Source organism: Mycobacterium lacus (genome assembly GCF_010731535.1).
Taxonomy (GTDB): Bacteria; Actinomycetota; Actinomycetes; order Mycobacteriales; family Mycobacteriaceae; genus Mycobacterium; species Mycobacterium lacus.
In genome coordinates, this window is record NZ_AP022581.1 from 3927581 (window position 1) to 3953754 (window position 26174).

24 protein-coding genes and 1 pseudogene are annotated in these 26174 nt (G+C 65.9%); 18 read left to right on the top strand and 7 right to left on the bottom strand.

What is annotated here, in order from left to right; genetic code table 11:
* Positions 1-13 precede the first annotated feature (13 nt).
* The 5 genes from G6N24_RS18140 (at position 14) to G6N24_RS18160 (ending at position 3403) form a co-directional block, all read left to right on the top strand.
* On the top strand, positions 14-928 hold the full coding sequence (locus G6N24_RS18140; protein WP_085157974.1) for a crotonase/enoyl-CoA hydratase family protein: 915 nt from the start codon (positions 14-16) through the stop codon (positions 926-928).
* 65 nt (positions 929-993) lie between these two features.
* The gene (locus G6N24_RS18145; RefSeq protein WP_085157972.1) at positions 994-1455 is read left to right on the top strand and encodes a DUF5078 domain-containing protein; all 462 of its coding nucleotides are present in this window, start codon (positions 994-996) and stop codon (positions 1453-1455) included.
* A 165-nt stretch (positions 1456-1620) separates the two neighbouring features.
* Positions 1621-2682 carry a Gfo/Idh/MocA family oxidoreductase gene (locus G6N24_RS18150; protein ID WP_085157969.1) on the top strand — a complete coding sequence of 354 codons (1062 nt, stop codon included), beginning with the start codon at positions 1621-1623 and terminating at the stop codon, positions 2680-2682.
* A complete protein-coding gene (locus tag G6N24_RS18155) occupies positions 2679-3005 on the top strand; it encodes a hypothetical protein (protein WP_085157967.1) in 327 nt (108 codons plus the stop codon). The genes G6N24_RS18150 and G6N24_RS18155 overlap by 4 nt, the downstream gene beginning before the upstream one ends.
* Before the next feature lie 128 nt (positions 3006-3133).
* Positions 3134-3403 carry a DUF1918 domain-containing protein gene (locus tag G6N24_RS18160; protein ID WP_085157965.1) on the top strand — a complete coding sequence of 90 codons (270 nt, stop codon included), beginning with the start codon at positions 3134-3136 and terminating at the stop codon, positions 3401-3403.
* Between the two features lie 28 nt (positions 3404-3431).
* Here the strand turns inward: G6N24_RS18160 and G6N24_RS18165 are convergent, their stop codons facing one another.
* On the bottom strand, positions 3432-3857 hold the full coding sequence (locus G6N24_RS18165) for a hypothetical protein (RefSeq protein WP_085157963.1): 426 nt from the start codon (positions 3855-3857) through the stop codon (positions 3432-3434).
* Between the two features lie 442 nt (positions 3858-4299).
* Between G6N24_RS18165 and G6N24_RS24880 the strand changes: the two are divergent.
* Positions 4300-4425: pseudogene (locus tag G6N24_RS24880) on the top strand (universal stress protein); the annotation flags it as partial.
* Between the two features lie 139 nt (positions 4426-4564).
* Positions 4565-5689: a CapA family protein gene (locus tag G6N24_RS18170; protein ID WP_085157961.1), complete on the top strand. Its 1125-nt coding sequence runs from the start codon at positions 4565-4567 to the stop codon at positions 5687-5689.
* 10 nt (positions 5690-5699) lie between these two features.
* Here the strand turns inward: G6N24_RS18170 and G6N24_RS18175 are convergent, their stop codons facing one another.
* The 3 genes from G6N24_RS18175 to G6N24_RS18185 form a co-directional block, all read right to left on the bottom strand.
* Entirely contained in the window at positions 5700-8648 is a 2949-nt protein-coding gene (locus G6N24_RS18175; protein WP_085157959.1) for an MMPL/RND family transporter, read from the bottom strand.
* Positions 8645-9091: an MmpS family protein gene (locus G6N24_RS18180; RefSeq protein ID WP_085158049.1), complete on the bottom strand. Its 447-nt coding sequence runs from the start codon at positions 9089-9091 to the stop codon at positions 8645-8647. The genes G6N24_RS18175 and G6N24_RS18180 overlap by 4 nt, the downstream gene beginning before the upstream one ends.
* Before the next feature lie 141 nt (positions 9092-9232).
* The gene (locus tag G6N24_RS18185) at positions 9233-9925 is read right to left on the bottom strand and encodes a TetR/AcrR family transcriptional regulator (protein ID WP_085157957.1); all 693 of its coding nucleotides are present in this window, start codon (positions 9923-9925) and stop codon (positions 9233-9235) included.
* 327 nt (positions 9926-10252) lie between these two features.
* On the opposite strand from G6N24_RS18185, the gene G6N24_RS18190 reads away from it, so the two are divergent.
* The 8 genes from G6N24_RS18190 (at position 10253) to G6N24_RS18225 (ending at position 19102) form a co-directional block, all read left to right on the top strand.
* The gene (locus G6N24_RS18190) at positions 10253-10675 is read left to right on the top strand and encodes an MmpS family protein (protein WP_085157955.1); all 423 of its coding nucleotides are present in this window, start codon (positions 10253-10255) and stop codon (positions 10673-10675) included.
* Positions 10672-13560, top strand: a complete 2889-nt coding sequence (locus G6N24_RS18195; protein ID WP_085157953.1) for an MMPL/RND family transporter — start codon at positions 10672-10674, stop codon at positions 13558-13560. The genes G6N24_RS18190 and G6N24_RS18195 overlap by 4 nt, the downstream gene beginning before the upstream one ends.
* 61 nt (positions 13561-13621) lie before the next feature.
* A complete protein-coding gene (locus tag G6N24_RS18200; RefSeq protein ID WP_085157951.1) occupies positions 13622-14935 on the top strand; it encodes an NAD(P)/FAD-dependent oxidoreductase in 1314 nt (437 codons plus the stop codon).
* The gene (locus G6N24_RS18205) at positions 14929-15681 is read left to right on the top strand and encodes a DUF1365 domain-containing protein (protein WP_085157949.1); all 753 of its coding nucleotides are present in this window, start codon (positions 14929-14931) and stop codon (positions 15679-15681) included. Before G6N24_RS18200 ends, G6N24_RS18205 begins: the two co-directional genes overlap by 7 nt.
* On the top strand, positions 15678-16952 hold the full coding sequence (locus G6N24_RS18210; protein WP_085157947.1) for a class I SAM-dependent methyltransferase: 1275 nt from the start codon (positions 15678-15680) through the stop codon (positions 16950-16952). The genes G6N24_RS18205 and G6N24_RS18210 overlap by 4 nt, the downstream gene beginning before the upstream one ends.
* Before the next feature lie 8 nt (positions 16953-16960).
* Positions 16961-17731 (top strand): DUF1295 domain-containing protein, encoded by a 771-nt coding sequence (locus G6N24_RS18215; protein WP_139822241.1) that lies wholly within the window; start codon positions 16961-16963, stop codon positions 17729-17731.
* A gap of 48 nt (positions 17732-17779) precedes the next feature.
* On the top strand, positions 17780-18343 hold the full coding sequence (locus G6N24_RS18220; protein ID WP_085157942.1) for a sigma-70 family RNA polymerase sigma factor: 564 nt from the start codon (positions 17780-17782) through the stop codon (positions 18341-18343).
* Between the two features lie 54 nt (positions 18344-18397).
* Positions 18398-19102 (top strand): anti-sigma factor, encoded by a 705-nt coding sequence (locus G6N24_RS18225; RefSeq protein ID WP_085157940.1) that lies wholly within the window; start codon positions 18398-18400, stop codon positions 19100-19102.
* Here the strand turns inward: G6N24_RS18225 and G6N24_RS18230 are convergent.
* Both G6N24_RS18230 and G6N24_RS18235 read right to left on the bottom strand, forming a co-directional pair.
* Complete coding sequence (locus tag G6N24_RS18230) at positions 19099-19956, bottom strand: hypothetical protein (RefSeq protein ID WP_085157938.1); 858 nt, start codon at positions 19954-19956, stop codon at positions 19099-19101. The two genes, G6N24_RS18225 and G6N24_RS18230, sit on opposite strands and share 4 nt — an antisense overlap.
* A gap of 10 nt (positions 19957-19966) precedes the next feature.
* Positions 19967-20488, bottom strand: a complete 522-nt coding sequence (locus tag G6N24_RS18235; RefSeq protein ID WP_085157936.1) for a mycothiol transferase — start codon at positions 20486-20488, stop codon at positions 19967-19969.
* A gap of 54 nt (positions 20489-20542) precedes the next feature.
* Here G6N24_RS18235 and G6N24_RS18240 point away from each other — a divergent pair, with 54 nt between their 5' ends.
* From G6N24_RS18240 to G6N24_RS18250, 3 genes are all read left to right on the top strand, one after another.
* Positions 20543-22291, top strand: a complete 1749-nt coding sequence (locus G6N24_RS18240; protein ID WP_085157934.1) for an N-acyl-D-amino-acid deacylase family protein — start codon at positions 20543-20545, stop codon at positions 22289-22291.
* Between the two features lie 63 nt (positions 22292-22354).
* Positions 22355-23752 carry a PPE family protein gene (locus tag G6N24_RS18245; protein WP_085157932.1) on the top strand — a complete coding sequence of 466 codons (1398 nt, stop codon included), beginning with the start codon at positions 22355-22357 and terminating at the stop codon, positions 23750-23752.
* 20 nt (positions 23753-23772) lie between these two features.
* Positions 23773-24174, top strand: coding sequence for a hypothetical protein (locus tag G6N24_RS18250; protein ID WP_085157930.1), 402 nt, complete (start codon positions 23773-23775; stop codon positions 24172-24174).
* Positions 24175-24290: 116 nt separating this feature from the next.
* Here G6N24_RS18250 and groL read toward each other — a convergent pair whose 3' ends face one another.
* Complete coding sequence (gene groL, locus G6N24_RS18255) at positions 24291-25913, bottom strand: chaperonin GroEL (RefSeq protein ID WP_085157928.1); 1623 nt, start codon at positions 25911-25913, stop codon at positions 24291-24293.
* Between the last annotated feature and the right edge of the window lie 261 nt (positions 25914-26174).

Below are 26174 nucleotides of genomic sequence, written 5' to 3' on the forward strand. Positions count from 1 at the left end.
ATCGTCGCTGAACATGCGGACACCCGACTTTCAAACGCTGTTGTACACGACCGCCGGTCCGGTCGCCACGATCACGCTCAACCGCCCGGAGCACCTCAACACGATCGTCCCGCCCATGCCCGACGAGATCGAGGCCGCCGTCGGGCTGGCCGAGCGCGATCGGGATATCAGGGTCATCGTGTTGCGCGGGGCCGGCCGCGCGTTCTCCGGCGGCTACGACTTCGGCGGCGGTTTTCAGCACTGGGGCGACGCGATGATGACCGACGGACGGTGGGATCCGGGCAAGGATTTCGCGATGGTCACCGCGCGCGAGACCGGGCCGACGCAGAAGTTCATGGCCATCTGGCGGGCATCGAAACCGGTGATCGCGCAGGTGCACGGCTGGTGCGTCGGCGGCGCCAGTGACTACGCGCTGTGCGCGGACATCGTGATCGCCAGCAACGACGCCGTGATCGGCACGCCGTATAGCCGGATGTGGGGCGCCTATCTGACCGGGATGTGGCTCTACCGGTTGAGCCTTGCCCGGGTCAAATGGCACTCGCTGACCGGCCGACCACTGACCGGCGTCCAGGCCGCCGAGGTCGAGCTGATCAACGAGGCGGTGCCATTCGAGCGACTCGAAGCCCGCGTCGCCGAGATCGCCGCCGAGCTGGCGCAGATCCCGTTGTCGCAGTTGCGGGCGCAGAAGCTGATCGTCAACCAGGCCTACGAGAACATGGGCCTGGCGACCACCCAGATGCTGGGCGGCATTCTCGACGGCCTGATGCGCAACACACCCGACGCGCTCGAGTTCATCCGGGTCGCGCAGACCCAGGGAGTGCGGGCCGCGGTCGAGCGCCGCGACGGCCCATTCGGCGACTACAGCCAGGCGCCGCCGGAGCTGCGGCCCGACCCCGCGCACGTGATCGTTACTGATGGCGACCGATAGTAAGGTGGGCTATGAATCAGTCCCCGACCGCTCATGAGAACCCCGAAAGTGTTACGGTAGCTACCATGTCTCGGCCGAATATCGCCCTGCGCGCAGGCGCTGTTTTTGTCGCTCTCACCATCGCCGCTGTGACCTTCCCGAAGACCGCGGCGGCCGATTCCACGGAGGACTTTCCCATCCCGCGCCGCATGATCGCGACCACCTGCGACGCCGAGCAGATCCTGGCGGCCACCCGCGATACCAGCCCGGTGTACTACCAGCGGTACATGATCGACTTCAACAACCACCCGAACGTCCAGCAGGCGACGATCGACAAGATCCACTGGTTCTTCTCGTTGTCACCGGCGGAGCGCAGGGATTATTCGGAGAACTTTTATCCACCCCTCGGGTCCGGCGGCGATCCGCTGTGGTTCGCCTGGCCCAACCACTTCAAGATTTTCTTCAACAACAAGGGCGTTGTCGCCAAGTCCACCGAGGTGTGCAACAACTACCCACCCGGCGACATGTCGGTGTGGAACTGGAGCTAGGCCGCGACTCATCGCGCGTTGAGGCGCCATGTCCCCCGATTGGGGGACATGGCAATTCATCCCCTTAGGGGCTGTTCGGTGGATGGACCAGGCCCCACCACGACGGAAGGGTGGTCCTCACCGCGGCGGGGCACCCACCGCACTGCTCATCACCGGGGCTTCTCCATGCACGTCACAGTCGTCGGCTACGGAACGACCGGCAAGTTAGATGCCGGCATACTGCGGCGCGCCGGGTTCAAGGTCAGCGTCGTAGATCCCCAGCCCGCCGAGCACCCGGTCGACGTGCAAGTGTGGCATGCGATCGATGAAATCCCTTGCCGGACAAGGTCCGACGTCGATATGTGGGTGGTGAGCAATCCCACGGCGGATCATCTATCCACGCTGCGAAGCGTCTTCAGGTGGCAACCGAATGCGCGAATCATGCTGGAAAAGCCGGCATTTTCCAGCCAAGAGATCGACGAGATTCGGGGCCTGCTGGCCGAACACCCGCAGGCGCGCCTGATGGTGAATCAGCTGTACCGCCACTCACGGGTGGTGTCGCTGTTGCGTGCCGCGATGCCGCACGCGGGTGGCCGCTGTCCCGACAGTATCGAAATCGCCTTTACCAGGGACCACAGGCTCGACAATCCGACCGGGCGGTTCAGTGACGTCTCCGACACTGATTACCACGTCCTGGGCTACGAGTGGATCCACATGCTCTCGGTACTCGAGGGTCTTTTGCCCCGCGCGGCATGGCAGCAGTATTTGACCGGCCCGATGGAGTACAGCCGCTTCACCGCGACCCGAGACAGCGGTGGATCCGTGACGGGTCTTCGGGAACACAGCTGGATTGGCCCGACGCGCGTGTCCATGTACTCAACGATCACCAAAGATCTTTCCGGGCAGGGCGCCCCGCCGGGGTTGCCCAGCCACTGGCAACGCATAACTCATTCGCCAGCCCGGCACCGGTATGCCAAGGTGCAGTTTGGTGACACGGTACTGACCACCGAATTCGATCCGGTGACCACGGTCGATGGGTATGGCCTTCCGCAAGACAGGCACCGGCTGACGATCGAATCCAAGGGACGCGTCCTCGACGAACGGATCATTGTCGATTCGCCGCCGGCGACATCGCTGCTCAGCGGGCTTGACCAGCTCACCAGATGCGGCAGCGACCTGACGTGGCTGCCGCCGGTTCGGCGCCTCGTCAGCATATCTCGTCATCTGGCCGAGCAGCGCGCCGCATGAGCAGCCGCGCGCCCGGCAACGAGATCCCCGACACGCTCATGACCCTCGACTGGGACGACATCACCTGCCAATCGGACGCTGGATGCACCAACCGGGCGACGCACACCGTGCATCTGCATGCCGTCGACGCATGCAACACACCCGGGCTAGACCCGTACGGGAACGCCGTCGGCATACTGTGCGTCGCCTGCCTGTGGAGCCTGGAGGCCCAAGTCATGCTGGAGGTGAGACGGCTTGCGCGCTACGGCGTGCCGCACTGCCTGACCTGCGGGACGCCGGTATGCGAGGTAACGGACATCCTGCGGGGCGTGGCCACGCTGTAAAGCAGCGGTGGGCGGACGTCAGCATCCGCGCCAAACGACCCGCTGTTGAGGGACTTCCGTCTCTACAGCCGTCCGCCGCGGGGTGGTCGGATCGGGTTGGTAACTCGGTGCGCGAGGGGAGTCCGGCAATGAAGGCTGACGTGGGTGATTGGTTGGTGATCAAGGGCAGCGCGACGGAGCGAGCCGATCAGCGCGGGCTGATCACCGAGGTGCGCGGGGTGGACGGCAAGCCGCCATACGTCGTGCGTTGGCTGACCACTGGACACGAGGCAACGGTGTTTCCCGGCCCGGATGCCGTCATCGTCACCGCCGCCGAACAAAAGCACGCCGACGAGCGGGCGCGATCGCGAATGGCATCGGTGCAATCGGTCCTCGCGCATGCTCATGCCCATCGCTGAGCGATAACCGCGTCGCGGCCTGAGCGGGTCAACCGAGCCGCTCGATCTCGTCGGCCGCTTCGTTCAGCGCTGCCGCCAATTCGCGGGCCCCCACCACGTCAAGCGCGTCCAAGTAGCGGGCATGCACGGCGATCCACCGCCGCGCCGAGCCGTCGGCCTGCTGGCGGCCGCAGATCTGAACCCGGGCCCGCCTACCGCGGCGTGTGGTGCCCTCGAAGTCGCGGAACCAGTTACTGTCAAGCTGCCAGGCGAACGTGCGCACGGCGCCGGCGGGCGGTGGCACATCCTCGAATGACGCCGCGGCGGTCATGTTCTTGACCGCCCACTGCCGCGCCATCTCTAACAGCGCCTGCGGTTCGTCGCGTTCGAGCCTATCGAGCTGGGCGATCTGCGCAGCGGTGAGCCGGTCGGCCATGTCGCGCCAGCTCTGGGCGGTGTCCTCAGGTGTGCTCATGGTGTGCAGTGTGTGTGGCCGGGCCGCGATTGGCGAGAGTCGAAGGTCATGTATTGGATGAACCGGTGTCGCTCTCCGCCACGCGGGATTCGGTGAAAAATGAGTGGGGTGTTCATTCTGCGCTGAGTGCGACGAGTCGCGATATCGCGGCGCCGTGGATGCAGTTTGGACGCCGTGGATACAGACTCGTTCGTCAGGCGCCCGGGAAACGACGCACGGGTCAGCCGATCGCCAGGCTAGGGCGGCCAGTCCGGTGACGCCGACGTGGGCGTGCAGTTTGCGCAGGTTGTGGCAGGTTGCCAGCAGTAGCCATTCGCCGCGGGCCTGATCCAACCCGAGAAGCAGCCGCTGCTCGGCGTTTGCAGGGTGTGCAATTGGCCGAAAACGGGTTCGGCGATCGCCTTGCCGCGGGCATAGAAGTTGCGGGCCTTATGTGGTCGTGAGCTTGCGGGCCGTCGTGGTCGGCGGCCACGGTCGGGGCGGATTCGCCGGAATGCCGCCCGATTCGGCCGGCAGCGCCGTGGTAACCGCCGCCCGCACCCCGATGATCGTCGCCCGCAAACGCTAATACATTGTCCGGCAACGCCTTTGGGAGGGTATTCGACGTGGGCGATATCTACGGATGTTGCGCGCGGGCAATGACTTTTGGGCGCATCCTTGAGGGAGGCGGTGGATGGTGCGCGGCAACGATCGAATGTGGGGGTGACATGGCCGGTGAACCGGATGTGGTGACGGTGCTGCTGGGTGGTGACGTCATGCTCGGGCGGGGCGTGGATCAGATCCTGCCCCATCCCGGCGATCCGGAGCTCCGCGAGCCGTATGTGCGTGACGCGCGGGAGTACGTCCGGCTCGCCGAGGAGGCGAACGGGCCGATCCCGCGCCCGGTCGATTGGCGGTGGCCCTGGGGCGAGGTGCTGCAGCTCCTCGAGGAGGTAGCCCCCGATGTCCGGTTGATCAACCTGGAGACCACGATCACCTCCGGCGGTGAATTCGCAGAGCGCAAAACGGTGTGCTATCGGATGCACCCGGAGAACGTGCCAGCGCTGACCGCGTTACGGCCGGATGTGTGCGCCCTCGCGAATAACCACATTCTCGACTTCGGCCACTCGGGGCTGACCGATACCGTGGCGGGTCTCACCCGGACAGGGATCCAGGGCGTCGGGGCGGGGGCCGACCTGCCCACAGCACGTCGCCCCGCGGTGGTCAACGCGCATGATGGGCACCGGGTCCTTGTCGGCTCGATCGCCATGAAGACCGCCGGCGTACCCGAATCCTGGGCCGCGCACCGCGACCGGCCCGGGGTGTGGCTGATCCGGGAACCTTCGCAGCGGGCCGGCGTCGACGACGTGGCGGCGGGCCTGCTGGCGCACAAACGCGACGGCGATGTCGCTATCGTCTCGCTGCATTGGGGATCGAATTGGGGCTATGCGATCGCGCCAAGCGACATCGCATTCGCGCACCGGCTGATCGACGCCGGAGTCGACATCGTTCACGGACACTCCTCGCACCATCCCAGGCCGATCGAGGTATACCGCGGCAAACCGATCCTCTACGGCTGCGGTGACGTCATCGATGACTACGAGGGCATCGGCGGGCACGAATCGTTTCGCGCCGACCTCAGGCTGCTGTATCTGACCCGCACCGATCCCCGCCGCGGCGAACTGGTCTCGCTGCGGATGATTCCGCTGCGCGTGCGGAGGATGCGGCTCGAGCGGGCCTCAACGACCGACACCGGGTGGCTGCGCGCGACGATCGAGCACGCCAGCCGCGGGTTCGGCACTCGTGTCGCGGCGCGACCGGATGACCTCCTGGAGGTCGGTTGGGCGGCCTAGCGCCGTTGGATCAGTAGTGAGGTGTGGCCGTCGGCAACCGGTCGGTGCTTTGACCGCCGGAAGGCTCACCGTTGCGGTCAGGCTCCGGGGGCAGCAGCAGGGCCCGCACTAATGGTCGCGGCCCGAACGGCCGGAGTAGCTGACTGGCGGGGCGGGTGCGCACTTGCTGCGGCCACCAGAACCAGCGGCCCATCAGCGCGGCGATGGACGGCATCATGAACGAGCGCACGATCAGCGTGTCGAACAACAGACCCAGGCCGATCGTGGTGCCGACCTGCCCGATGACTTTCAGGTCGCTGAAGATGAACGAGGCCATGGTGGCGGCGAAGACCAGGCCGGCGTTCGTCACCACGGCGCCGGTGCCGGCCATCGACCGGATGATCCCGGTCTTCAAACCGGCATGGATTTCCTCTTTGAAGCGGGACACCAGCAGCAGGTTGTAGTCGGATCCCACCGCCAGAAGCAGAATGACGGACATCGCCAGCACCATCCAGTGCAATTCGAAGCCCAGAATATGCTGCCAGACCAGCACGGAAAGACCGAATGATGCACCAAGCGAAAGCAGCACGGTGCCCACAATGGTGATCGCGGCAACCAGGCTTCGGGTAATGACCAGCATGATGATCAGAATCAAGCTGGCAGCGGCTATTCCCGCGATCATGAGGTCATATTTGGAACCGTCGCGCATATCCTTAAACACCGCGGCGGTGCCGCCAAGCCAGATATGGGCGCCCTCCACCGGGGTTCCCTTGATGGCTTCCTTCGCGGCCCTCATGATCGGGTCGACGTGCGAAATCCCTTCGGGGGTTGCCGGATCGCCCTCGTGGGAGATGATGAAGCGAGCGGCGTGCCCGTCCGGCGACACGAACATCTTCAGGCCCCGCTTGAAATCGGGGTTGTCGAATACTTCCGGCGGTATATAGAAAGAATCGTCGTTCTTGGCGGCATCGAATGCCTGACCCATGGCGGTCGAGTTTTGACTCATCACGTCCATCTGGTCATACAGCGAGGACATCGAGCTGTGCATGGACAGCATCATTGTCTTCATCGTCTTCATCGTCTCGATCTGCGGCGGCAGCTGGGCGAGCATTTGCGGCATCAAAACATCCAGCTTGTCCAATTGGCCGGAGAGTTCCGTCAGCTTCTCGGTGACCTGGTCCACACCGTCAAGTGCATCGAATATGGATCGCAGCGACCAGCAGATGGGAATGTCGAAGCAGTGCCTCTCCCAGTAGAAGTAGCTGCGAATCGGACGCCAGAAGTCATCGAAGTCGGCGATGTGATCCCGCAGTTCGTTCGTAATACCCACCATTTCCTGCGTCAGTTTGTCCATGTTGTGCGTGACGGCGACGGTTTGGGACATGATGTCGTACATGCGCTGCATGGTGTCGATCGACTGCTGCATCGCGTCGGCCTGTTTGAGCATGTCGTCCATGCGTAGGTGCATATACTGCTGGTTCTCCACCTGCGTGGTGTTTTGCATGCTGATTTGGAACGGTATGGAAGTATGCTCGATCGGCGTTCCCAACGGCCTCGTTATTGCCTGCACCCGCGCGACACCGGGAATGTGAAAAACGCCCCTGGCAATCCTGTCCAATACCAGCATGCCGGCCGGATTGCGTAGATCATGATCGGTCTCGATCAATAACAATTCCGGATTCATCCGGGCTTGGGAAAAGTGGCGGTCGGCGGCAGCATATCCGATATTCGCCGGCGTGCTGGCTGGCAAATATTTGCGGCTGTCGTAATTGGTCCGATACCCCGGCAGGGCGAGCAGCCCGACCAAGGCGATGCCAACCGCCACCGCCAGAATCGGCCCGGGCCAGCGGACGATCGCGGTGCCCACCCGTCGCCATCCCCGCGTCCTCATCGTTCGCTTGGGGTCGAACAGCCCGAAATGACTGCCGATGGTCAGCACGGCCGGACCCAGCGTGATCGCCGCAGCCACGGCTACCAGCATTCCCACCGCGCATGGCACGCCGAGCGTCTGGAAATAGGGCAGCCGGGTAAAGCTGAGGCAATACATCGCACCGGCAATGGTGAGACCCGAGCCGATTACCACGTGCGCGGTGCCGTGGAACATGGTGTAGAACGCTTTTTCCCGGTCCTGGCCGAGCCCACGGGCCTCTTGATATCGGCCAAGGACAAAGATCGCATAGTCCGTCCCCGCGGCGATGGCCATCAACACCAGCAGATTAACCGCGAAAGTCGATAATCCGATGATGTCGTTATGGCCCAGAAATGCGACAACGCCGCGGGCCGCCATCAGCTCAAGTGTGACCATGAGCAGGGTGAGAATCACCGTAACAATGGAGCGGTAGACAAACAGCAACATCACGATGATCACCAGGAAGGTGATCGCGGTGACCCTTTTGACGCCCTTCTCACCGGCCGACGACTGGTCGGCATTCAGCGCCGCCGCGCCGGTGACATAAGCCTTGACCCCGGGCGGCGGCGGCGTGCTGTCGACGATCTGGCGCACCGACTTGACGGACTCGTTGGCCAACGTCTCACCCTGGTTACCGGCGAGGTACACCTGGACGTAGGCGGCCTTGCCATCGGAGCTTTGCGAGCCGGCCGCGGTGAGCGGATCCCCCCAGAAGTCCTGGATGTGCTGCACGTGCTTGGTGTCCCGCGAGAGCTTCCTGATCAGCTCGTCGTAGAAGTGGTGGGCGTCATCGCCAAGCGGCTTCTCGCCCTCCAGGACGATCATGATCGCGCTGTCGGTGCTGAATTCGTTGAACACCTTGCCGACGCGTTTCATCGCCTGCATCGACTCCGCATCGTTGGGACTCATCGACACCGTGTGTTCTCTTCCGACTTGGTCCAGCGACGGGACGAAAACGGTGAGGACGACGACAAGTCCCACCCAGAACAAGACGATCGGGACCGCGAAGGTGTGCACAAACCGCGCGAATTTCGGGCTCGTCGGAAGCTGTGCGGTCGGGTTGACGGTCATGCGGACTTCACTATGCAGAAGGTTTGAGCTTTCACTCCGCTCGCCGACCTTTCGTCTTTGACTACGTCATTCACGATGATCCGGCAGCCGACCTGGTCGGCGTCGGCCTGCGCGATCACGTTGACACTCACCGAGGGAAGTGTCGTGGTGACCGACAGCGTCCAGGGCAGCGGCGCATTGTCCACGCGGCGCGGCTGGGCGTTGATGTCCAGATAGTTGATGTTGGCTACCGCCCCGGGTGGGCCAAATACCTCATAGACCACATGCTTGGGGTTAAACGGCTTGATGTCATCGGAAATGCCGCTGGTGATCTGGCCCCTGTCATGCACGCCGAAGAATGTGCGTAGCCGAGCCACGCAAAACCCGGCCACCGCGACGACGATCGCGATGATCAGCACGATCCACACCCGCTTGAGGACGCTGGCAACCGAAAAGTTCGCCAGCCCAATCACCTTCCGCTTGCCGGGCGCGGGGCCTATCCGAGCGCTGGCGCCACGACTCGGCCCGGCATCGGCCGGAGTCGTCCATGTCGCAGATGGCGCGCCGCTACCGCGGCGCGATGTACGGTCCAGCACCACGGCCAGTCACCTCCTATCCGGTGATTCCGAGATGAGCCCGATACAGGTAGCCGTGAGCAGTCGGGTGAGCGCGGGAGCAAAGTCGAGCTGCCACTCCGGTGGGAGGACGTCCGGTTCCTCGTAGGCGTCGGTGAGCCGTTCCGGGGGGTTGGCAATGTGCCACAGCGTCGCCCCCAGGGAGTAGGCGGCCAACAGGATATCGAAGGCGCCCGCACGCCCGAGCGCCGGCAGCGCCCGCTCGATCGCGCCCGTCAGGGCGAGGACGGCCGTCGTGCTGGTCCGTTTGACCTCGACAACCCGCTCGGCGTCGACCTCGTGCTCGAGATGGAGGTGAAGATTGGCCAGCAGGTCGCAAAACAGCGGATCGGCGGCCAGACCGTTGGCCAACGTCTCCGCCACCCGCGACGGCGACATCGGACCGGGCTCCGCCAACTGCGCGGACACCGTGTCCGACCACCGCACCCAACCCTCGGCGGCGAGATGCAGCAGCACCTCCTTATGGGAGGTGAAGTAGCGGCGCACCGCCGAATAGTGAATCCCGGCGCGGCCCGCGACCGCCGTCAACGTCACCGACGCGACACCGGTCTCAAGGGCCAGCGAGCGAGCGGCTTCCACCAACGCCGCCGCACGTTGGCGCTTGTTTTCCTCGGTGCGCGCGCGCCGAAAGGCAAGTTGCGCCACCGGCCGAGGATAACGCACATTGCGTGATTTGGGAGCGGCAAACCTTACCGTTACGCACGTGATATGCGTTACACTTCAGTGCGCGAGGGGAAGGAGTTAACGATTCCAGCCGGTCATGATTTACTTAGGCAAGGCTTGGCTGTGCTTGGTGCGCTGCCGACTCGGCCTGAACCACAGTGGCTTCGGCCTCGCGCAACGTCTTCACGCACGGCGGAGTCGCCGCGGGCATCGCGATCGACGTGCGATAGTCGTGCGCCGTGATGTGCAGTTGCACACGTGCCAGCGGGCGACGTAGCGTCCGCCCGTAGAAATGTCGACCGATGAAAGGGACTCGAGATTCTCAGGGTGCTGTCGCGGATTTGGATTCCGTTGGTCATCTTGGCGGTGGTCATCGTCGGGGGATTCACCGTGTACCGCGTCCGTGGCTTCTTCGCCTCCGAGAAGCGCCCGTCGTACGCCGACAGCAACCTGGAAAGCACGAAGCCATTCAACCCCAAGCAGCTGACTTACGAAGTCTTCGGACCGCCCGGAACCGTCGCGGATATCAGCTATTTCGACGTCAATTCCGAGCCACAGCGGATCGATGGAGCGGTGTTGCCGTGGTCGTTGCACATCACGACAAACTTGGCGGCGGTCATGGGAAACATCGTGGCGCAGGGGGATAGCGACAGCATTGGCTGCCGGATCACCGTGGACGGCGTCGTCAAAGCCGAGAGAATTTCCAACGAGGTCAACGCCTACACCTTTTGCGTGGTGAAGTCGGCGTGACTACCAGATACGCGAACGACCCCGGCGCCAGCACCGAGCCCGAAAGGCCGTTCATCGCGCGGATGATCCACGCCTTTGCGGTGCCCATCATCCTTGGCTGGCTGGCACTGTGCGTGGTCGTCAGCGTGTTCGTCCCGTCGCTGGAAGAAGTCGGCCAGGAGCGATCGGTCTCGCTGAGCCCCAAGGAAGCGCCGTCGTTCGCGTCGATGAAGGAGATCGGCCGGGCGTTCAAGGAGGGGAACTCCGACAGTGTGGCGATGATCGTCATCGAGGGTGATCAGCCCCTCGGCGACGAAGCCCACAGGTACTACGACGGCCTGATTCGCCGGTTGAGAGCCGATCACAAACACGTCCAGAGCATCCAGGACTTCTGGGGGGATCCACTCACGGCCGCGGGCGCGCAAAGCAACGACGGCAAGGCCGCCTATGTCCAGTTGAATCTCGGTGGTAACCAGGGCGAGCCGCTGGCCAACGAGTCCGTCGACGCGGTCCGCAAAATCGTCGAACAAACGCCCGCGCCGCCCGGGATCAAGGCCTATGTCACCGGGCCGTCGCCGCTCGTTGCCGATATGCACCACAGCGGCGACAGATCCATGATCAGGATCACCGCGGTGACGATCGCCGTGATTTTCCTCATGTTGCTCCTCGTCTACCGCTCGCTCATCACCGTGATTCTGCTGCTGCTCACGGTCGGGATCGAATTGACGGCGGCGCGGGGGGTCGTCGCGGTGCTCGGCCACACCGGGGCCATCGGGCTTTCCACCTTCGCGGTCAGCCTGCTCACTTCGCTGGCGATCGCCGCCGGTACGGACTACGGGATCTTCATCATCGGGCGCTACCAAGAAGCGCGCCAAGCCGGCGAGGACAGGGAAGCGGCCTTCTACACCATGTACCGCGGGACCGCTCACGTCATCCTGGGCTCGGGATTGACCATCGCCGGGGCCACTTTCTGCCTCAGGTTCGCCCGGATGCCCTACTTCGAAACCCTGGGTATCCCCTGCGCGGTGGGGATGCTGGTCGCGGTGGCGGTGGCGTTGACGCTGGGGCCCGCGGTCCTTCACGTCGGTAGCCGTTTCGGCCTGTTCGACCCCAAGCGGCTGCTCAAGACTCGTGGCTGGCGACGCGTCGGCACCGTGGTGGTCCGCTGGCCCCTACCGATCCTCGCCGCCACGTGCGCCATCGCCCTGGTCGGCCTGCTCGCGCTGCCCGGATACAAGACCAACTACAACGACCGGGCGTATCTGCCGGGATTCATCCCAGCCAACGAAGGCTATGCGGCCGCGGATCGCCATTTCTCCCAGGCCCGGATGAAGCCGGAGATCTTGATGATCGAGTCCGACCACGACATGCGAAATCCGGCGGACTTTCTGGTCTTGGACAGGCTGGCCAAGGGGGTCTTCCGTGTTCCGGGCATCTCCCGGGTACAGGCAATAACCAGGCCCGACGGCACGACGATGGATCACACGTCGATACCGTTCCAGATCAGCATGCAAAACGCCGGCCAACTGCAGACCATGCATTACCAGCGCAAACGTATGGACGACATGCTGAAGCAGGCCGATGAGATGGCCAAGACGATCGCGATTTTGAAGCGGATGCACAGCTTGATGTCCGAGATGGCCGACACTACTCACCGGATGGTCGGCGACACCGAGCAGATGAAGGAAATCACCGACGAATTGCGTGATCATATCGCGGATTTTGATGATTTCTGGCGCCCGATCCGCAGCTATTTCTACTGGGAAAAGCACTGCTTCGACATCCCCATCTGCTGGTCGATCCGATCGATCTTCGATGCGCTGGACGGCGTCGACAAACTCAGCGAGCAAATCGGCTTCCTGCTGGGCGACCTGCGCAACATGGATCGACTGATGCCGCAGATGGTCGCCCAGCTCCCGCCGCAGATCGAAGCCATGGAGACCATGCGGATCCTGATGCTGAGCATGCACAGCACCATGTCCGGGATTTTCGATCAGATGGACGCGATGAGCGACAACGCGACGGCCATGGGGAAGGCTTTCGACGCCGCCAAGAACGACGACTCGTTCTACCTTCCGCCCGAGGTTTTCAAAAACAAGGACTTCCAGCGTGCGATGAACTCGTTCCTGTCACCGGACGGGCACGCGGCTCGGTTCATCATCCTGCACCGGGGAGATCCCGCAACGCCCGAGGGCATAAAAAGCATCGACGCGATACGCACGGCGGCAGAGGAATCGCTCAAGGGAACTCCATTGGAGGACGCAAAGATCTATCTAGCCGGCACGGCGGCCGTCTTCCACGACATCTCTGAAGGCGCCCAATGGGATCTGCTGATCGCGGGAATTTCTTCGCTCTGCCTCATTTTCATCATCATGCTGATCATCACGCGGGCGTTTATTGCGGCCGCGGTGATCGTGGGTACGGTGGCGCTGTCACTCGGCGCTTCCTTTGGCCTGTCCGTGCTGCTCTGGCAACACATTCTTGAGATCCAACTGCACTGGCTGGTGCTCGCGATGTCGGTCATCGTTCTCTTGGCGGTGGGTTCCGACTACAACCTGCTCCTGGTCTCCCGGTTCAAACAGGAAATAGGCGCCGGGCTGAACACCGGCATCATCCGGTCGATGGGCGGCACCGGCAAGGTCGTGACCAATGCCGGCCTGGTGTTCGCCGTCACCATGGCGTCGATGGCCGTCAGCGATCTACGGGTCATCGGGCAGGTGGGCACCACCATCGGCCTGGGTCTGCTGTTCGACACGTTGATCGTGCGCTCCTTCATGACGCCGTCCATCGCCGCGCTGCTGGGCCGCTGGTTCTGGTGGCCGATGAGGGTGCGCTCACGACCTGCCCGGATCCCGTCCGCGCCGGTCCAACCCACACCGGATCGTGCCCTGGTGTACAGCGACTAGCTAGTGGCGGAGGCGGCGCCGGCCCGGCCGTCCGCCCACCCGGCAGCTCCGAATAGCTGGTGTGCAGCAATCACACCCCTCGGGACGCTCGGTAGCCGTCATCGGCAGCGGCGTGGCCGGCCTCACCGCCGCCTACGTCCTGTCCGGGCGGGACCGGGTCACCTTGTACGAGGCCGACAGCCGGCTCGGCGGCCACGCACACACCCACTTCGTGGACGTTGGTGACGGCAGGCTCGTCGGCGTCGACTCCGCGTTTCTGGTGCACAACGACCGGACCTATCCGACGCTGTGCCGGCTGTTCCGCGAACTCGGTGTGGCCACCCAGGAGTCGGACATGTCGATGTCGGTGCGAGCCGACGACTCCGACGGCAGTGGACTCGAATACGCCGGGGCCCGGGGAGTTCGCGGGCTGTTTGCGTGCCGGCAGTCGCTGCGGCCCCGCTACCTGCGGATGCTCGGCGAGATCCTGCGGTTCCACCGTGTCGCCTCGGCAATGCTGCACGATGGGGCCGATAGCGACCTGGTGACATTGGAAGACTTCTTGAACCGCCACCGTTTCTCGCCGTACTTCGTGGACTACTTCATCACGCCGCTGGTGGCGGCGGTGTGGTCGTGTGCGGGAGCGGACGCCTTGCGCTATCCGGCCCGGTACCTGTTCGTCTTCCTTGAGCATCACGGCATGCTGACGGTCTTCGGCTCACCGACGTGGCGCACGGTGACGGGAGGTTCGGCCACCTATGTGCGGGCCATCGCATCCCGGCTGCACGAGGTGTTGACCCGAACACCGGTGCGCTCGCTGTGCCGAGTTCCCGGCGGGGTGCTGGTGCAAGCCGGCAACAACGCGCCGCGCCTCTTCGATGCCGCCGTCGTCGCCGTCCACCCCGACCAGGCGCTGCTGCTGCTCGACGAGCCGACCCCATGGGAGCGCGCCGTCCTGGGGGCGATTCCATACTCCACCAACCTCGCCCGGCTGCACACCGACGAATCGGTGCTGCCCCGACACCGCAGGGCAAGGGCATCCTGGAACTACCTGGTGACACCCGGGAACGACCATGTAGTGGTCAGTTACGACATCAGTCGGCTAATGCGCATCGACGCGCGCCCCCGGTTTCTGGTGACCCTCGGGGTCGATAACCGCGTCGACCCGGAGTCGGTGATCGCCGAGATGACCTATAGCCATCCGCTTTACACGCCCGAATCGGTTGCCGCGCAACGCTTGTTGCCGACACTCGATGATGATCGGGTGGTTTTCGCCGGCGCCTACCACGGCTGGGGATTCCACGAGGACGGCGCCGCCTCGGGGTTACGCGCGGCCCGTCGGCTCGGCGCCGACTGGCCCGCGGCAACGCGGCGCGAGGAGGCCGTCCTGTGCTGACTCACGCGCCGACCCCGGCGATCTACCGCACCACCATCACCCACTCGCGACGGACCCCGGTGCGCCACTCGTTCGAATACCGAAGCTACAGCTGGTATGTCGACGTCGACGACCTACCCCGATTGCCGTGGTGGCTGCGACCCTTCGCGCGATTCCGTGCCGACGACCACTTCGTTGACCCGGCGTCGGGGCATCACTCGTCATCAGGGCACGGCTCGCTGCGCGAGCGGCTGGACGCCTTCTTCGCCGACAACGACATGGCCCTCCCCGACGGGCGTGTCACCGCGCTGCTGCAGGCGCGCGTCTTCGGCTATGTCTTCAACCCGTTGAGCATCTTTTGGTGCCACGACCGCGACGGCCTGCTGCGGCACGTGGTCGCCGAGGTGCACAACACCTACGGCGAACGGCACGCCTACCTGTTACCGCCAGCGGACCTGCCCGTCGTGACGGCCAAGGAGTTCTACGTCTCGCCGTTCAACCGGGTCGACGGCTACTACCTGGTGCACGCGCCGCGTCCCGACCGTGAGGTCGACGTCACCGTGTCGCTGCACCGCGAGCGCCGGCCGGCGTTCCCGAAATTCCCGGATTTCACCGCCACCCTGCGTGGCGAGCGGCGACCGGCAACGACGCGACAGGTCGCGATCATGCAACTCATTTCGCCACTGGCGCCACTGATGGTCGCCGCACGCATCCGGATACAGGGGATCACATTGTGGTTACGTCGAGTCCCAGTAGTGCCGCGATGACCGCCGAAGTTGTCGGAACACGCCCGGCGACAATCGATTCGCAGCGTTGGCCCGCGGTTGCGATGGTGCCGTCGGGCCCGCTGGCCGCCGCATCGGGGGCGATCGCCGCCCGGCTGCTGCGGCGCGCGGCCGCTCGCCTGCCGCTGCGACTGGTCTACCCCGCAACGGTGATCGGCGCCGCCGACCCCATGTCGCCGGCCCTGGTGATCCACCGGCCGGACGCACTCACCCGGCGGATCGGGCGCTACGGCCTGATCGGGTTCGGCGAGTCCTACATGGCCGGCGAATGGTCATCGCCGAACCTCACCGAGGCGCTGACGGTGCTCGCCGAGTCGGTGACCGACCTCGTGCCGCGCTGGCTGCAGTGGCTGCGGCCGATCGCGCTGTCCGCCCAACCACGCGCGCGCGACACCAGCCGAGAACGGGCGCGGCGCAACATCGCCCAGCACTACGACCTGTCCAACGATCTGTTCGCCGAGTTCCTCGACGAGACCATGACGTACTCCTCGGCGTTGTTTGCTCAGCTACCCGCATCCTGGGACGACCTTGCCAACGCTCAACAGCGCAAGATCGATCGGCTGCTCGACATGGCCGGAGTTCGGCGCGGCAGCCGCGTCCTGGAAATCGGCACGGGATGGGGCGAGCTGTGCATCCGGGCGGCCGCACGCGGCGCTCACGTCCGCTCGGTGACGCTATCGATCGAGCAGCAGCGGCTGGCGCGGCAGCGCGTCGCGGACGCCGGCCTGTCCGGCCGGGTTCAAATCGACCTGTGCGATTACCGCGACGTCGACGCGGCGAATGCCGCCTACGACGCGATAGTGTCGGTCGAGATGATCGAGGCGGTGGGATACCGCTCGTGGCCGCGTTATTTTGCCGCCCTGGAGCGGCTGGTGCGGCCGGGCGGCCGGGTGGCGATCCAGGCGATCACCATGCCACACGACCGGATGCTGGCGACCCGCAACACCCACACCTGGATCCAGAAGTACATTTTCCCCGGCGGACTGCTACCGTCCACCCAGGCGATCGCCAGGATCGCCGAGCGCCACGCCGGTTTGCGCACGGTCGACATGACGTCGCTGCGTCCGCATTACGCCGAGACCCTGCGGCTGTGGCGGGAACGGTTCACGGAACGCGGAGAGGCGTTGGCGCGCTTGGGCTTCGACGAGGTGTTCCGGCGGATGTGGGAGCTGTACCTGGCGTATTCGGAGGCGGGGTTCCGGTCGGGCTATCTCGACGTCTACCAGTGGACCTTCGCGAGAGGCTTGCGATGAACATTCTTGTGGTATCAGGCATTTCGGCTCTGGCCCTGGCCGCGGTGCATTCGGTCGCGTTCCTGATCGGCAGGCGGCTGGGGCGCTACAACGTCGTCGACGTGGCTTGGGGCCTGGGCTTCGTGGCCGTCGCGGTCGTGGCCGCGACATTCGGTCGTGGCGATCCGGTCCGGCGGTGGCTGCTGGTGGCGCTGGTAGCGATCTGGGGCCTGCGGCTGAGCTGGCACATGTGCCGCAAGTCCGCCGGTAAGGGTGAGGATCCGCGCTACGCCGACCTGCTCCGGGGCGCCTCGGTGGGCCAGGTGGTTCGCAAGGTCTTTCTGCTGCAGGGTTTCATGACGCTGTTCGTCTCATTCCCGTTGCAGCTGTCGGCGGTGACCGGGCCGACGCCCAAGCCTTTCCTGGTTATCACGGCGCTCGGCGTGGTCGGGTGGCTGGTGGGTGTCACCTTCGAAGCGGTCGGCGATCACCAGCTGCGGGCATTCAAAACCGACCCGGCCAATCGCGGCGCCATCATGGACCGCGGCCTGTGGGCGTGGACGCGCCACCCCAACTACTTCGGCGACGCCTGCGTCTGGTGGGGCTTGTGGCTGATCACCATCAACGGCTGGGTACCGCTGCTCACGGTGGCCTCGCCGCTGCTGATGACCTACTTCCTGGTGGACGTCAGCGGGGCCCGGCTGACCGAGAAGTACATGAAGGGCCGTCCCGGCTTCGCCGAATACCAGCGGCGGACAGCATATTTCATCCCCCGGCCGCCAAGATGGGCACGCCGATGACAACCAGCATGCCGACCTTTGCCCCGGGCGGCGTTAGGCTACCGATCGATGACCGGACCGCCACGGCTGAGCAGCGACTTGGACGCCTTGCTGCGCCGGATCGCGCGCGGCGACGCCGACGCGTTCGCCGCGTTCTACGACCACACCAAGAACCGAGTGTACGGATTGGTGATACGGGTGCTGCGTGACGCCGGCTACAGCGAAGAAACCACCCAGGAGGTCTACCTCGAGGTGTGGCGGACGGCGTCCGAGTACGACTCCGCCAAGGGTTCCGCCCTGGCCTGGCTGCTGACCATGGCGCACCGGCGCGCCATCGACCGGGTGCGTACCGAGCAGGCCGGCAGCCGGCGGGAATCACGCTTTGGCGTGGCCAACGTCGTCACGGCATCCGATGTCGTCGCCGACTCGGCGATCGCCACCGACGAGCGTCGACGGGTCGCCGAGTGCCTGGACGGGTTGACCGACGCGCAACGGCAGTGCATCGAGCTCGCCTACTACGGAGGGCTGACGTACGCCGAGGTGTCGCGGCGGCTGGCGGCCAACCTGTCGACGATCAAGTCGCGCATCCGCGATGCGCTGCGCGGCCTGCGTAACTGTCTGGACGCGCCGTGACCGCGCCGGCGACGATGCAGTGGGGGCACCTCCCGCTTGCCGGGGACGGCGCTCATGACTGAGCCGACCGACTTCGAACTGCTCGAGCTGGCCACCCCGTATGCCCTGCACGCGGTGTCCGACGACGAACGGGCCGAGATAGACCGCCGGGTTGCCGGCGCGCCGTCGGCGATCGCGGCGGCCTTCAGCGACGAGGTGCGCGCCGTGCGCGAGACCATGGCCGTCGTGTCGGCTGCGACGGCCGCGGAACCACCGACGCGTCTGCGTGCGGCCATTCTGGCCGTGGCCGAACCTGTAGCACCACCTGCCAAGAGCCAGTCACGTTGGCGCACAGCCATTTTGGCTTCCGCAGCGGCGGTCGCGATCGGGCTCGCGGCGTTCGGCGTCGGCGTGCTGACGCGACCGTCCGCGACACCGACGGTCGCCGAGCAAGTCCTTGCGGCGCCGGACGTGCGGACGGTCTCTCGCCCGCTGGCCAACGGGACGGCCACGGTCATGTTTTCCCGCGACCGCAACGCCGGGGTGTTGGTGATGAACAATGTGCCGCCGCCGTCGCCGGGCACGGTGTATCAGATGTGGCTGCTGGGCGCCCAAGGCCCGACCTCGGCCGGGACCATGGGCACCGCGGCCGTGTCGCCCTCGACGAAGGCCACGCTGGACAACCTCGGCGCCGCTACGGCGCTGGCGTTCACCGTCGAACCCGGCAAAGGATCGCCACAGCCGACCACCCCCATATTGGCCGAGCTGCCGCTGAGCTAACCCCGCTTGAACAACGTTCCCAACATCGCGACCAACACGCCCACCACCACCAGGGTGACGCCGGCGAGCAGCGTCAGGTTGAGCCATCGGTGCAAGCTGCCCTCGGCGTGACTGACCATCACGTCGGCGATCCGGCGGATGTCTCCGGTGGTGCGATTGAGCGCGTCGTTGACGTATCGACCGCCGACCTCGATGGCCGCCCAGCCACCCGCGCCGACCAGCAACGCCGAGACGCCGAGGCTGCTCAGCGCCTTGCCCCGGCGCCGCGCGGCGACCAGCGTCAGCAGCCCGCAGCCGCCAGTGAGGGCCAGCAGGCCAGCGGTCGCCCAGGGCCCCCACGCGGCCAGCCGCCTCAGCTGGCCCTGGTGCAGGGCCTCGGCCCTTGACGGCACCGAAACCGTGAGCGGAACCGTCAGCTTCGCGGGCACGCTCACGCCGTAATCGCTCAACATCCGCTGCAACGAGCTGTCGTTGAGCATCGGGGCCAGGTCGACCACCCAGGCGTCCCCGGTGCCGGACCGCGGGTCGGAGAACAACCAGCCGTGCGCCGCCCGGTTCGCCGCAGCGAACAGCGGCGGAAACGACGGGCTGGCCGTGAAAGCCGCGGCGGCATCGTGCACACGTGAGCTGTCGACGGGGTAGCGGCTGCCGTGCTCGGCGATGAGTGCCGTCGCGCGAGTGGTGAGCTCGGCCGCCGCGGCGGACTGCAGGGCCGGATCGCGCGCCGCCTGCTGTGCCATCGCGGCGTAGCCGTCCTCATCGACGAGGTTGTGCTGCGCCCAGGCCGCCGGGACCGCCACCACCAGGGCGGCCGTGGTGGCCAGCCACAACAACAGGGTCACCGCGAATCGCACGCCCAGAAATCTACTGCGCGATCCCGCGCACGTAGGCGGCCTGGCCGAGGTGTTGGGCGCAGTCGTCGATGATGCTCACCAATCGCGCGCTGGCGGTCACCGGTGGATCCCAGCTGGTATCCACGACCCGGGCCAACTCGTCCGCCGTGACGCCGGCGATGTACTCGAGGGTGAGCTTGTGCACGGCGTGGTAGTAGCCCGACAACAAACCGGCGGGCGCCCGCACCTTCGCGACGTCGTCGGCGCTGTGCCCGTATCCGGTGTCGTGCCGCGGCAGGTCCAGCCCGAAGCGGTCCACCCAGCCGTCGCGGGTCCACACCTCTTCGACGCCAGCGATATGGGCAACCTGCAGGTCCTGCACCCGGGCGCTGTGCCAAAGCAACCAGGCGATGCTGTTGGCACCCGGTGCCGGCCGGTAACCGGCCAGCTCGTCGGTCAGGCCGTCGGTGAGATCGTCGGCGTGTTCGATCAACCGGGTGAACGCGTCGCGCAGCAACTCCTGTGCGGCCGCGGCGGCGTCGATGCTGGCCATACCGGCGACATTACGGGAGTGCGCCCCCCGCCGACACGGTCGTAGATTATTTAGATGACCTACGACCTCCTCATCCGCAAGGGCACCATCGTCGACGGACTGGGAGGTGAACCGTATGTTGGCGACGTCGCGGTGCAAGACGGGATCATCAAAGCGGTGGGTGCCATCGATGGCGCCACGGCACGATGCGAGATCGACGCGACCGGGCTGCTGGTCACCCCGGGCTTCGTCGACCTGCACACCCATTACGACGGCCAGGCGATCTGGTCGGATCGGCTGACGCCGTCGTCGGCGCACGGGGTGACCACGGTGGTGATGGGCAACTGCGGGGTCGGCTTTGCGCCGTGCCGCCGAGAGGACCATGACGTGCTGGTCGACGTCATGGCCGGGGTGGAGGACATCCCGGGCGTCGTCATGACCGACGGCCTGCCGTGGACCTGGGAAACCTTCCCGGAGTACCTGGATGCAGTGGAGTCGCGACAGCGGGACATCGATGTCGCCGCCTATCTCCCGCACTCCCCGCTGCGGGTCTACGTGATGGGGCAGCGCGGCGCCGACCGCGAACCGGCCACCCCCGACGACCTCGCCAAGATGCGGGCGTTGGCCAAGGAGGCGATGGAGGTCGGCGCGCTGGGCTTCGCGTCGTCGCGGCTGATGATCCACAAGACCGAGAGCGGTGCACCGATCCCGAGCTACGACGCCGCCCGGGAGGAGATCCAGGAGATCGCCAGGGGCGTCGTCGACGGCGGCGGCGGTCTGCTGCAGTTCGTGCCCGACATCCCGGCCGGCGGCTACCAGCCGGTGCTGCAGACGGTGTTCGACGTTGCCGAGGAGGTCGGGCTGCCGGTCACCTTCACGCTCGTTGTCGCCAACGCCGGCGACCCGACCTGGCCGGACGCCATCACCATGATCGAAAAGGCGAACAAAAATGCGGGGGCCGGTGGCGCACACTTTACCGCGCAGTTGCTGCCGCGCCCGATCGGGTTGATCATCGGGCTGCAACTGTCCGCCAACCCGTTCGTGCTCTACCCCAGCTACCGCGAGATCGCGCACCTGCCGCTGGCCGAGCGGGTCGCCGAGATGCGCAAGCCCGGGGTCCGCGCCCGCATCCTGGCGGACAAGCCCGGCGTCGGTCATCCGATCCTTTATGTGGCTCAGGCGTGGGATTGGATCTTCCCGCTGGGCGACAACCCCAACTACGAGCCCGACCCGTCGGACAGCATCGGGGCCCGGGCCCGCGCTCGCGGGGTGAACCCGATGGAGGAGGCCTACGACCGACTGCTTGACGACGACGGCCACGCCATGCTGCTGGTCGCGACCAGCAATCTGCACAACAATTCGCTGGACACGGTCGGCGAGCTGCTGCACCGCGAGGACGTGGTGCTCGGCCTCGGTGACGGCGGGGCGCACTACGGCATGATCTGCGACGCCAGCTACCCCACGTTCATGCTGGCGCATTGGTCGCGCGATCGGGCGTCGGGGCGGTTCTCGGTGGCCGAAGCCGTGCGCGAGCTGACCTCCGTGCCGGCTCGTGTCGCCGGGCTGGGCGACCGCGGGCGCATCGCCGTCGGCTACAAGGCCGACCTCAACGTCATCGACCACGCCGCGTTGCGGCTGCACAAGCCGGTCATCACCTACGACCTGCCCGCCGGAGGGCGCCGGCTCGACCAGGCCGCCGACGGCTACGTCGCGACCGTGGTTTCCGGTCACATCATCGCCGAAAACGGGGTGCCGACCAGCGCCCGCCCGGGCAAGTTGGTCCGCGGGCGTCGGTTCGCCCCGCCGGCTGAGACAACCTGGTAGCCAGATCGCACGCGCTCGGCCGATATGGCCACGGCGACGGCCTCAGCCGGTTAAGTTTGATTAGTGACAAACCCGCATTTTGCGTGGTTGCCGCCAGAGATTAATTCGGCACTCATGTACGCCGGCCCCGGAGCGGGGCCGCTGCTTGCCGCGGCCGCGGCCTGGGACGGGCTGGCCGCGGACCTGGCGTCAGCTGCGGCGGCGTTTGGATCGGTCACCTCCGACCTGGCCAGTGGCGCGTGGATGGGTGCGTCGTCGGCAGCGATGATGGCTGTGGCGACTCAATACTTGGGGTGGCTCAGTGCCGCGGCCGCGCAAGCGGAACTCGCGGCGGGGCAGGCGATGGCCACCGCGGCCGCGTTCGAGGCAGCCCTGGCCGCCACGGTGCAACCCGCGGTAGTGGCGGCCAATCGCGGCCTGATGCAAGTCTTGGCGAACACGAATTGGTTGGGGTTCAACACCCCGGCGATCATGGACATCGAGGCCGCATACGAACAGATGTGGGCATTGGACGTCGCGGCGATGGCGGCTTACCACGTCGACGCTTCGGCGGCGGCCGCACAGCTGGCGCCTTGGCAGAAGGTCCTGCAGAGCCTGGGCATCCAGATCGAAAGCAACGGCCAAATCAGCCTGGGCTTCGGCAATTCCGGCGGCGGAAACCTAGGCCTCGGGAACAGCGGCGATAGCAACCTGGGCAGCGGCAACACCGGCAGTGGAAACATCGGCTTCGGCAACACGGGCACCGGCAACATCGGTTTCGGTCTGACCGGTGACCACCAGATCGGCTTCGGCGGCTTCAACTCGGGCAGCGGAAACCTGGGCTTCGGGAACTCGGGCACCGGAAACGTCGGCTTCTTCAACTCCGGCAGCGGAAACCTGGGCCTCGGCAACTCGGGGTCTCTCAACACCGGTCTGGGGAACTCGGGCGCCGTCAATGCGGGCTTCGCCAATGCCGGGAGCATGAACGCCGGCTTCGGGCACTCGGGGACGCCAGACGCCATCGGGGCGACCCAGGCCAGCTCACAGGCGGCCTTGCTCAGCTCCGCCGGCTACGCCACGGGCGGCCTGGGCACCGCAACGATGAGCTCCGGCATCCTCAACTCGGCCCTCGCCCATACGGGTGGCCTCAACCCAGCCATCGCGGGCTCGAGCGCCGTCACCCCGAACGCGGCCGGCACGCCCGTCGCCACCCCCACCGGCAGCTTGGACCCGGGCAGCGGTGTCGCTAATGCGAGCAACGCCGCCAACGCCGGCCTGCGAAACGTCGGCAGCGGCTACACGGGCTTCTACAACTCCGGCGGCAGCGACTCAGGCCCGCGCGGCACGGCCGCTCGTGAGCCAGGCATCGCCAGCTCGGGTGCCCCTGGCTCGGGCATCCCCAAATCGAACTTCTACCTGACGGGCGACCGCCAGTCCGCTGACGCCGACCCGGGCATCAGGCAGCCGATTCCGTCCGAGTAGCGCGGCCTATCCTCGAAACCATGAGCGACAAGCACGCGAAGAAGGTTGACCTCGAACGACTCGCGGGCGCTCTACCCGACTTCCCGTTCGCCTACCTGATCACCGTCGATGAGGGCTATCGCATCCACACCGTGACGGTCGAACCGGTGCTGCGCGGAGCCCTCCTCGACGTCGGGCTCATCGGCGGGCGCACCCGCAAAAATCTGGCCCACCGCAGCGACGTCACCTTGCTGTGGCCGCCGTCCAAACCCGGCGGCTACTCGCTGATCGTTGATGGCAGCGCCGTGGTCACTGATTCCGGCGCCGAGACCGCCCGGCTGCGGGTCGTGCCCACCCGTGCGCTACTGCACCGCGACGCCGACTCCCCCACGGCGGCCAAAGGCTGCCTGCACGACTGCGTCGTGTTCTCCGAACCGGCCTAAACGAAGAAGCCCGGCCCCACAAGCCTTTTCGGGGGACCGGGCTTCTTCGTGGTGCGGACTTCTGCCGATTGTCCGACTCCTCCTCGGGCCACTGCGCGGCCCGCATCGTCGTCGGACTAGAAGTCCATGCCACCCATGTCGCCGCCACCGGGCATCGCGGCCTTCTCCTTTTCCGGCTTGTCGGCGACGACGGCCTCGGTGGTCAGGAACAACCCCGCGATGGACGCCGCGTTCTGCAACGCCGAACGGGTCACCTTGACCGGGTCGGCGACGCCGGCCTTCAGCAGGTCCTCATACTCGCCGGTGGCCGCGTTCAGACCGTGGCCCGCCGGTAGGTTGCGCACCTTCTCGGCCACCACGCCCGGCTCCAGGCCGGAGTTGAAGGCGATCTGCTTCAGCGGAGCCTCCAGCGCCACCTTGACGATGTTGGCGCCGGTCGCCTCGTCGCCGGTGAGCTTCAGCTCGTCCAGGGCCGGGGCCGCCTGCAGCAGGGTCACGCCGCCACCGGCGACGATGCCCTCCTCGACGGCCGCTTTGGCGTTGCGGACCGCGTCCTCGATGCGGTGCTTGCGCTCCTTGAGCTCGACCTCGGTGGCGGCGCCGGCCTTGATCACCGCAACGCCGCCGGCCAGCTTGGCCAGCCGCTCCTGCAGCTTCTCGCGGTCGTAGTCGGAGTCGCTGTTCTCGATCTCCTGGCGGATCTGGGCCACTCGGCCGGCGATCGCGTCGGTGTCACCGGCGCCCTCGACGATGGTGGTCTCGTCCTTGGTGACCACGACCTTGCGGGCCTTACCCAGCAGCGACAGGTCGGCGTTTTCCAGCGTCAGGCCGACCTCTTCGCTGATGACCTGGCCGCCGGTGAGGATGGCCATGTCCTGCAGCATCGCCTTGCGCCGGTCACCGAAGCCGGGAGCCTTGACCGCCACCGACTTGAAGGTGCCGCGGATCTTGTTGACCACCAGGGTGCTCAATGCCTCACCCTCGACGTCCTCGGCGATGATCAATAGCGGCTTGCCGGCCTGGATCACCTTCTCCAGCAGCGGCAGCAGGTCCTTGACGGTGGACACCTTGGAGCTGACCAGCAGGATGTAGGGATCCTCCAGTACCGCCTCCTGCCGCTCCGGGTCGGTGACGAAGTAGCCGGAGATGTAGCCCTTGTCGAAGCGCATACCCTCGGTGAGCTCGAGCTGCAGGCCGAAAGTGTTGGACTCCTCGACGGTGATGACGCCCTCGTTGCCGACCTTGTCCATCGCCTCGGCGATCAGATCGCCGATCGACTGGTCACCGGCCGAGATGGCCGCGGTCGCAGCGATCTGTTCCTTGGTCTCGACCTCCTTGGCGCCCTTGAGCAGCGTCTCGGTGATCTTCTCGACGGCCTTCTCGATGCCACGCTTGAGGCCCAGCGGGTTGGCGCCGGCCGCGACGTTGCGCAGGCCCTCTTTGACCAGCGCCTGGGCCAGCACGGTGGCCGTCGTCGTGCCGTCGCCGGCGACGTCGTCGGTCTTCTTGGCGACCTCCTTGACCAGCTCGGCGCCGATCTTCTCGTATGGGTCCTCCAGCTCGATCTCCTTGGCGATGGACACACCATCGTTGGTGATCGTGGGGGCACCCCACTTCTTCTCGAGGACGACGTTGCGACCCTTGGGGCCCAACGTCACCTTTACCGCGTCGGCGAGGGCATTCAGGCCCCGCTCGAGGCCGCGACGGGCCTCTTCGTCGTACGCAATTGTCTTGGCCATTGCGAAGTGCTTCCTCCGGATTGGGAATGAAACTGGGGCCACCGGGTGGCGACAACCCCGTTACTTACGCTGGCCGGGCGCAGTGCCCGCGACGGACGGCTCAGGTCGTCGTCGCTGCGACAACGGCCCGGCCTCACCGTCCCGACCTAGCACTCACCCGTCGCGAGTGCCAACGTCATTCTTAGCACTCGCCTATGCCGAGTGCAAGGACGCCCAGTCCGTCACCAATACACCGCCGCGAATGCAACGGCACGGTGATTT

Excerpts from the sequence above, each read along its gene's own strand:
- G6N24_RS18140 (WP_085157974.1), top strand. The coding sequence starts at position 14 with ATGCGGACACCCGACTTTCAAACGCTGTTGTACACGACCGCCGGTCCG.
- G6N24_RS18145 (WP_085157972.1), top strand. The coding sequence starts at position 994 with ATGTCTCGGCCGAATATCGCCCTGCGCGCAGGCGCTGTTTTTGTCGCT.
- G6N24_RS18150 (WP_085157969.1), top strand. The coding sequence starts at position 1,621 with ATGCACGTCACAGTCGTCGGCTACGGAACGACCGGCAAGTTAGATGCC.
- G6N24_RS18155 (WP_085157967.1), top strand. The coding sequence starts at position 2,679 with ATGAGCAGCCGCGCGCCCGGCAACGAGATCCCCGACACGCTCATGACC.
- G6N24_RS18160 (WP_085157965.1), top strand. The coding sequence starts at position 3,134 with ATGAAGGCTGACGTGGGTGATTGGTTGGTGATCAAGGGCAGCGCGACG.
- G6N24_RS18165 (WP_085157963.1), bottom strand. The coding sequence starts at position 3,857 with ATGAGCACACCTGAGGACACCGCCCAGAGCTGGCGCGACATGGCCGAC.
- G6N24_RS18170 (WP_085157961.1), top strand. The coding sequence starts at position 4,565 with ATGGCCGGTGAACCGGATGTGGTGACGGTGCTGCTGGGTGGTGACGTC.
- G6N24_RS18175 (WP_085157959.1), bottom strand. The coding sequence starts at position 8,648 with ATGACCGTCAACCCGACCGCACAGCTTCCGACGAGCCCGAAATTCGCG.
- G6N24_RS18210 (WP_085157947.1), top strand. The coding sequence starts at position 15,678 with ATGACCGCCGAAGTTGTCGGAACACGCCCGGCGACAATCGATTCGCAG.
- G6N24_RS18220 (WP_085157942.1), top strand. The coding sequence starts at position 17,780 with ATGACCGGACCGCCACGGCTGAGCAGCGACTTGGACGCCTTGCTGCGC.
- G6N24_RS18225 (WP_085157940.1), top strand. The coding sequence starts at position 18,398 with ATGACTGAGCCGACCGACTTCGAACTGCTCGAGCTGGCCACCCCGTAT.
- G6N24_RS18235 (WP_085157936.1), bottom strand. The coding sequence starts at position 20,488 with ATGGCCAGCATCGACGCCGCCGCGGCCGCACAGGAGTTGCTGCGCGAC.
- G6N24_RS18240 (WP_085157934.1), top strand. The coding sequence starts at position 20,543 with ATGACCTACGACCTCCTCATCCGCAAGGGCACCATCGTCGACGGACTG.
- G6N24_RS18250 (WP_085157930.1), top strand. The coding sequence starts at position 23,773 with ATGAGCGACAAGCACGCGAAGAAGGTTGACCTCGAACGACTCGCGGGC.
- groL (WP_085157928.1), bottom strand. The coding sequence starts at position 25,913 with ATGGCCAAGACAATTGCGTACGACGAAGAGGCCCGTCGCGGCCTCGAG.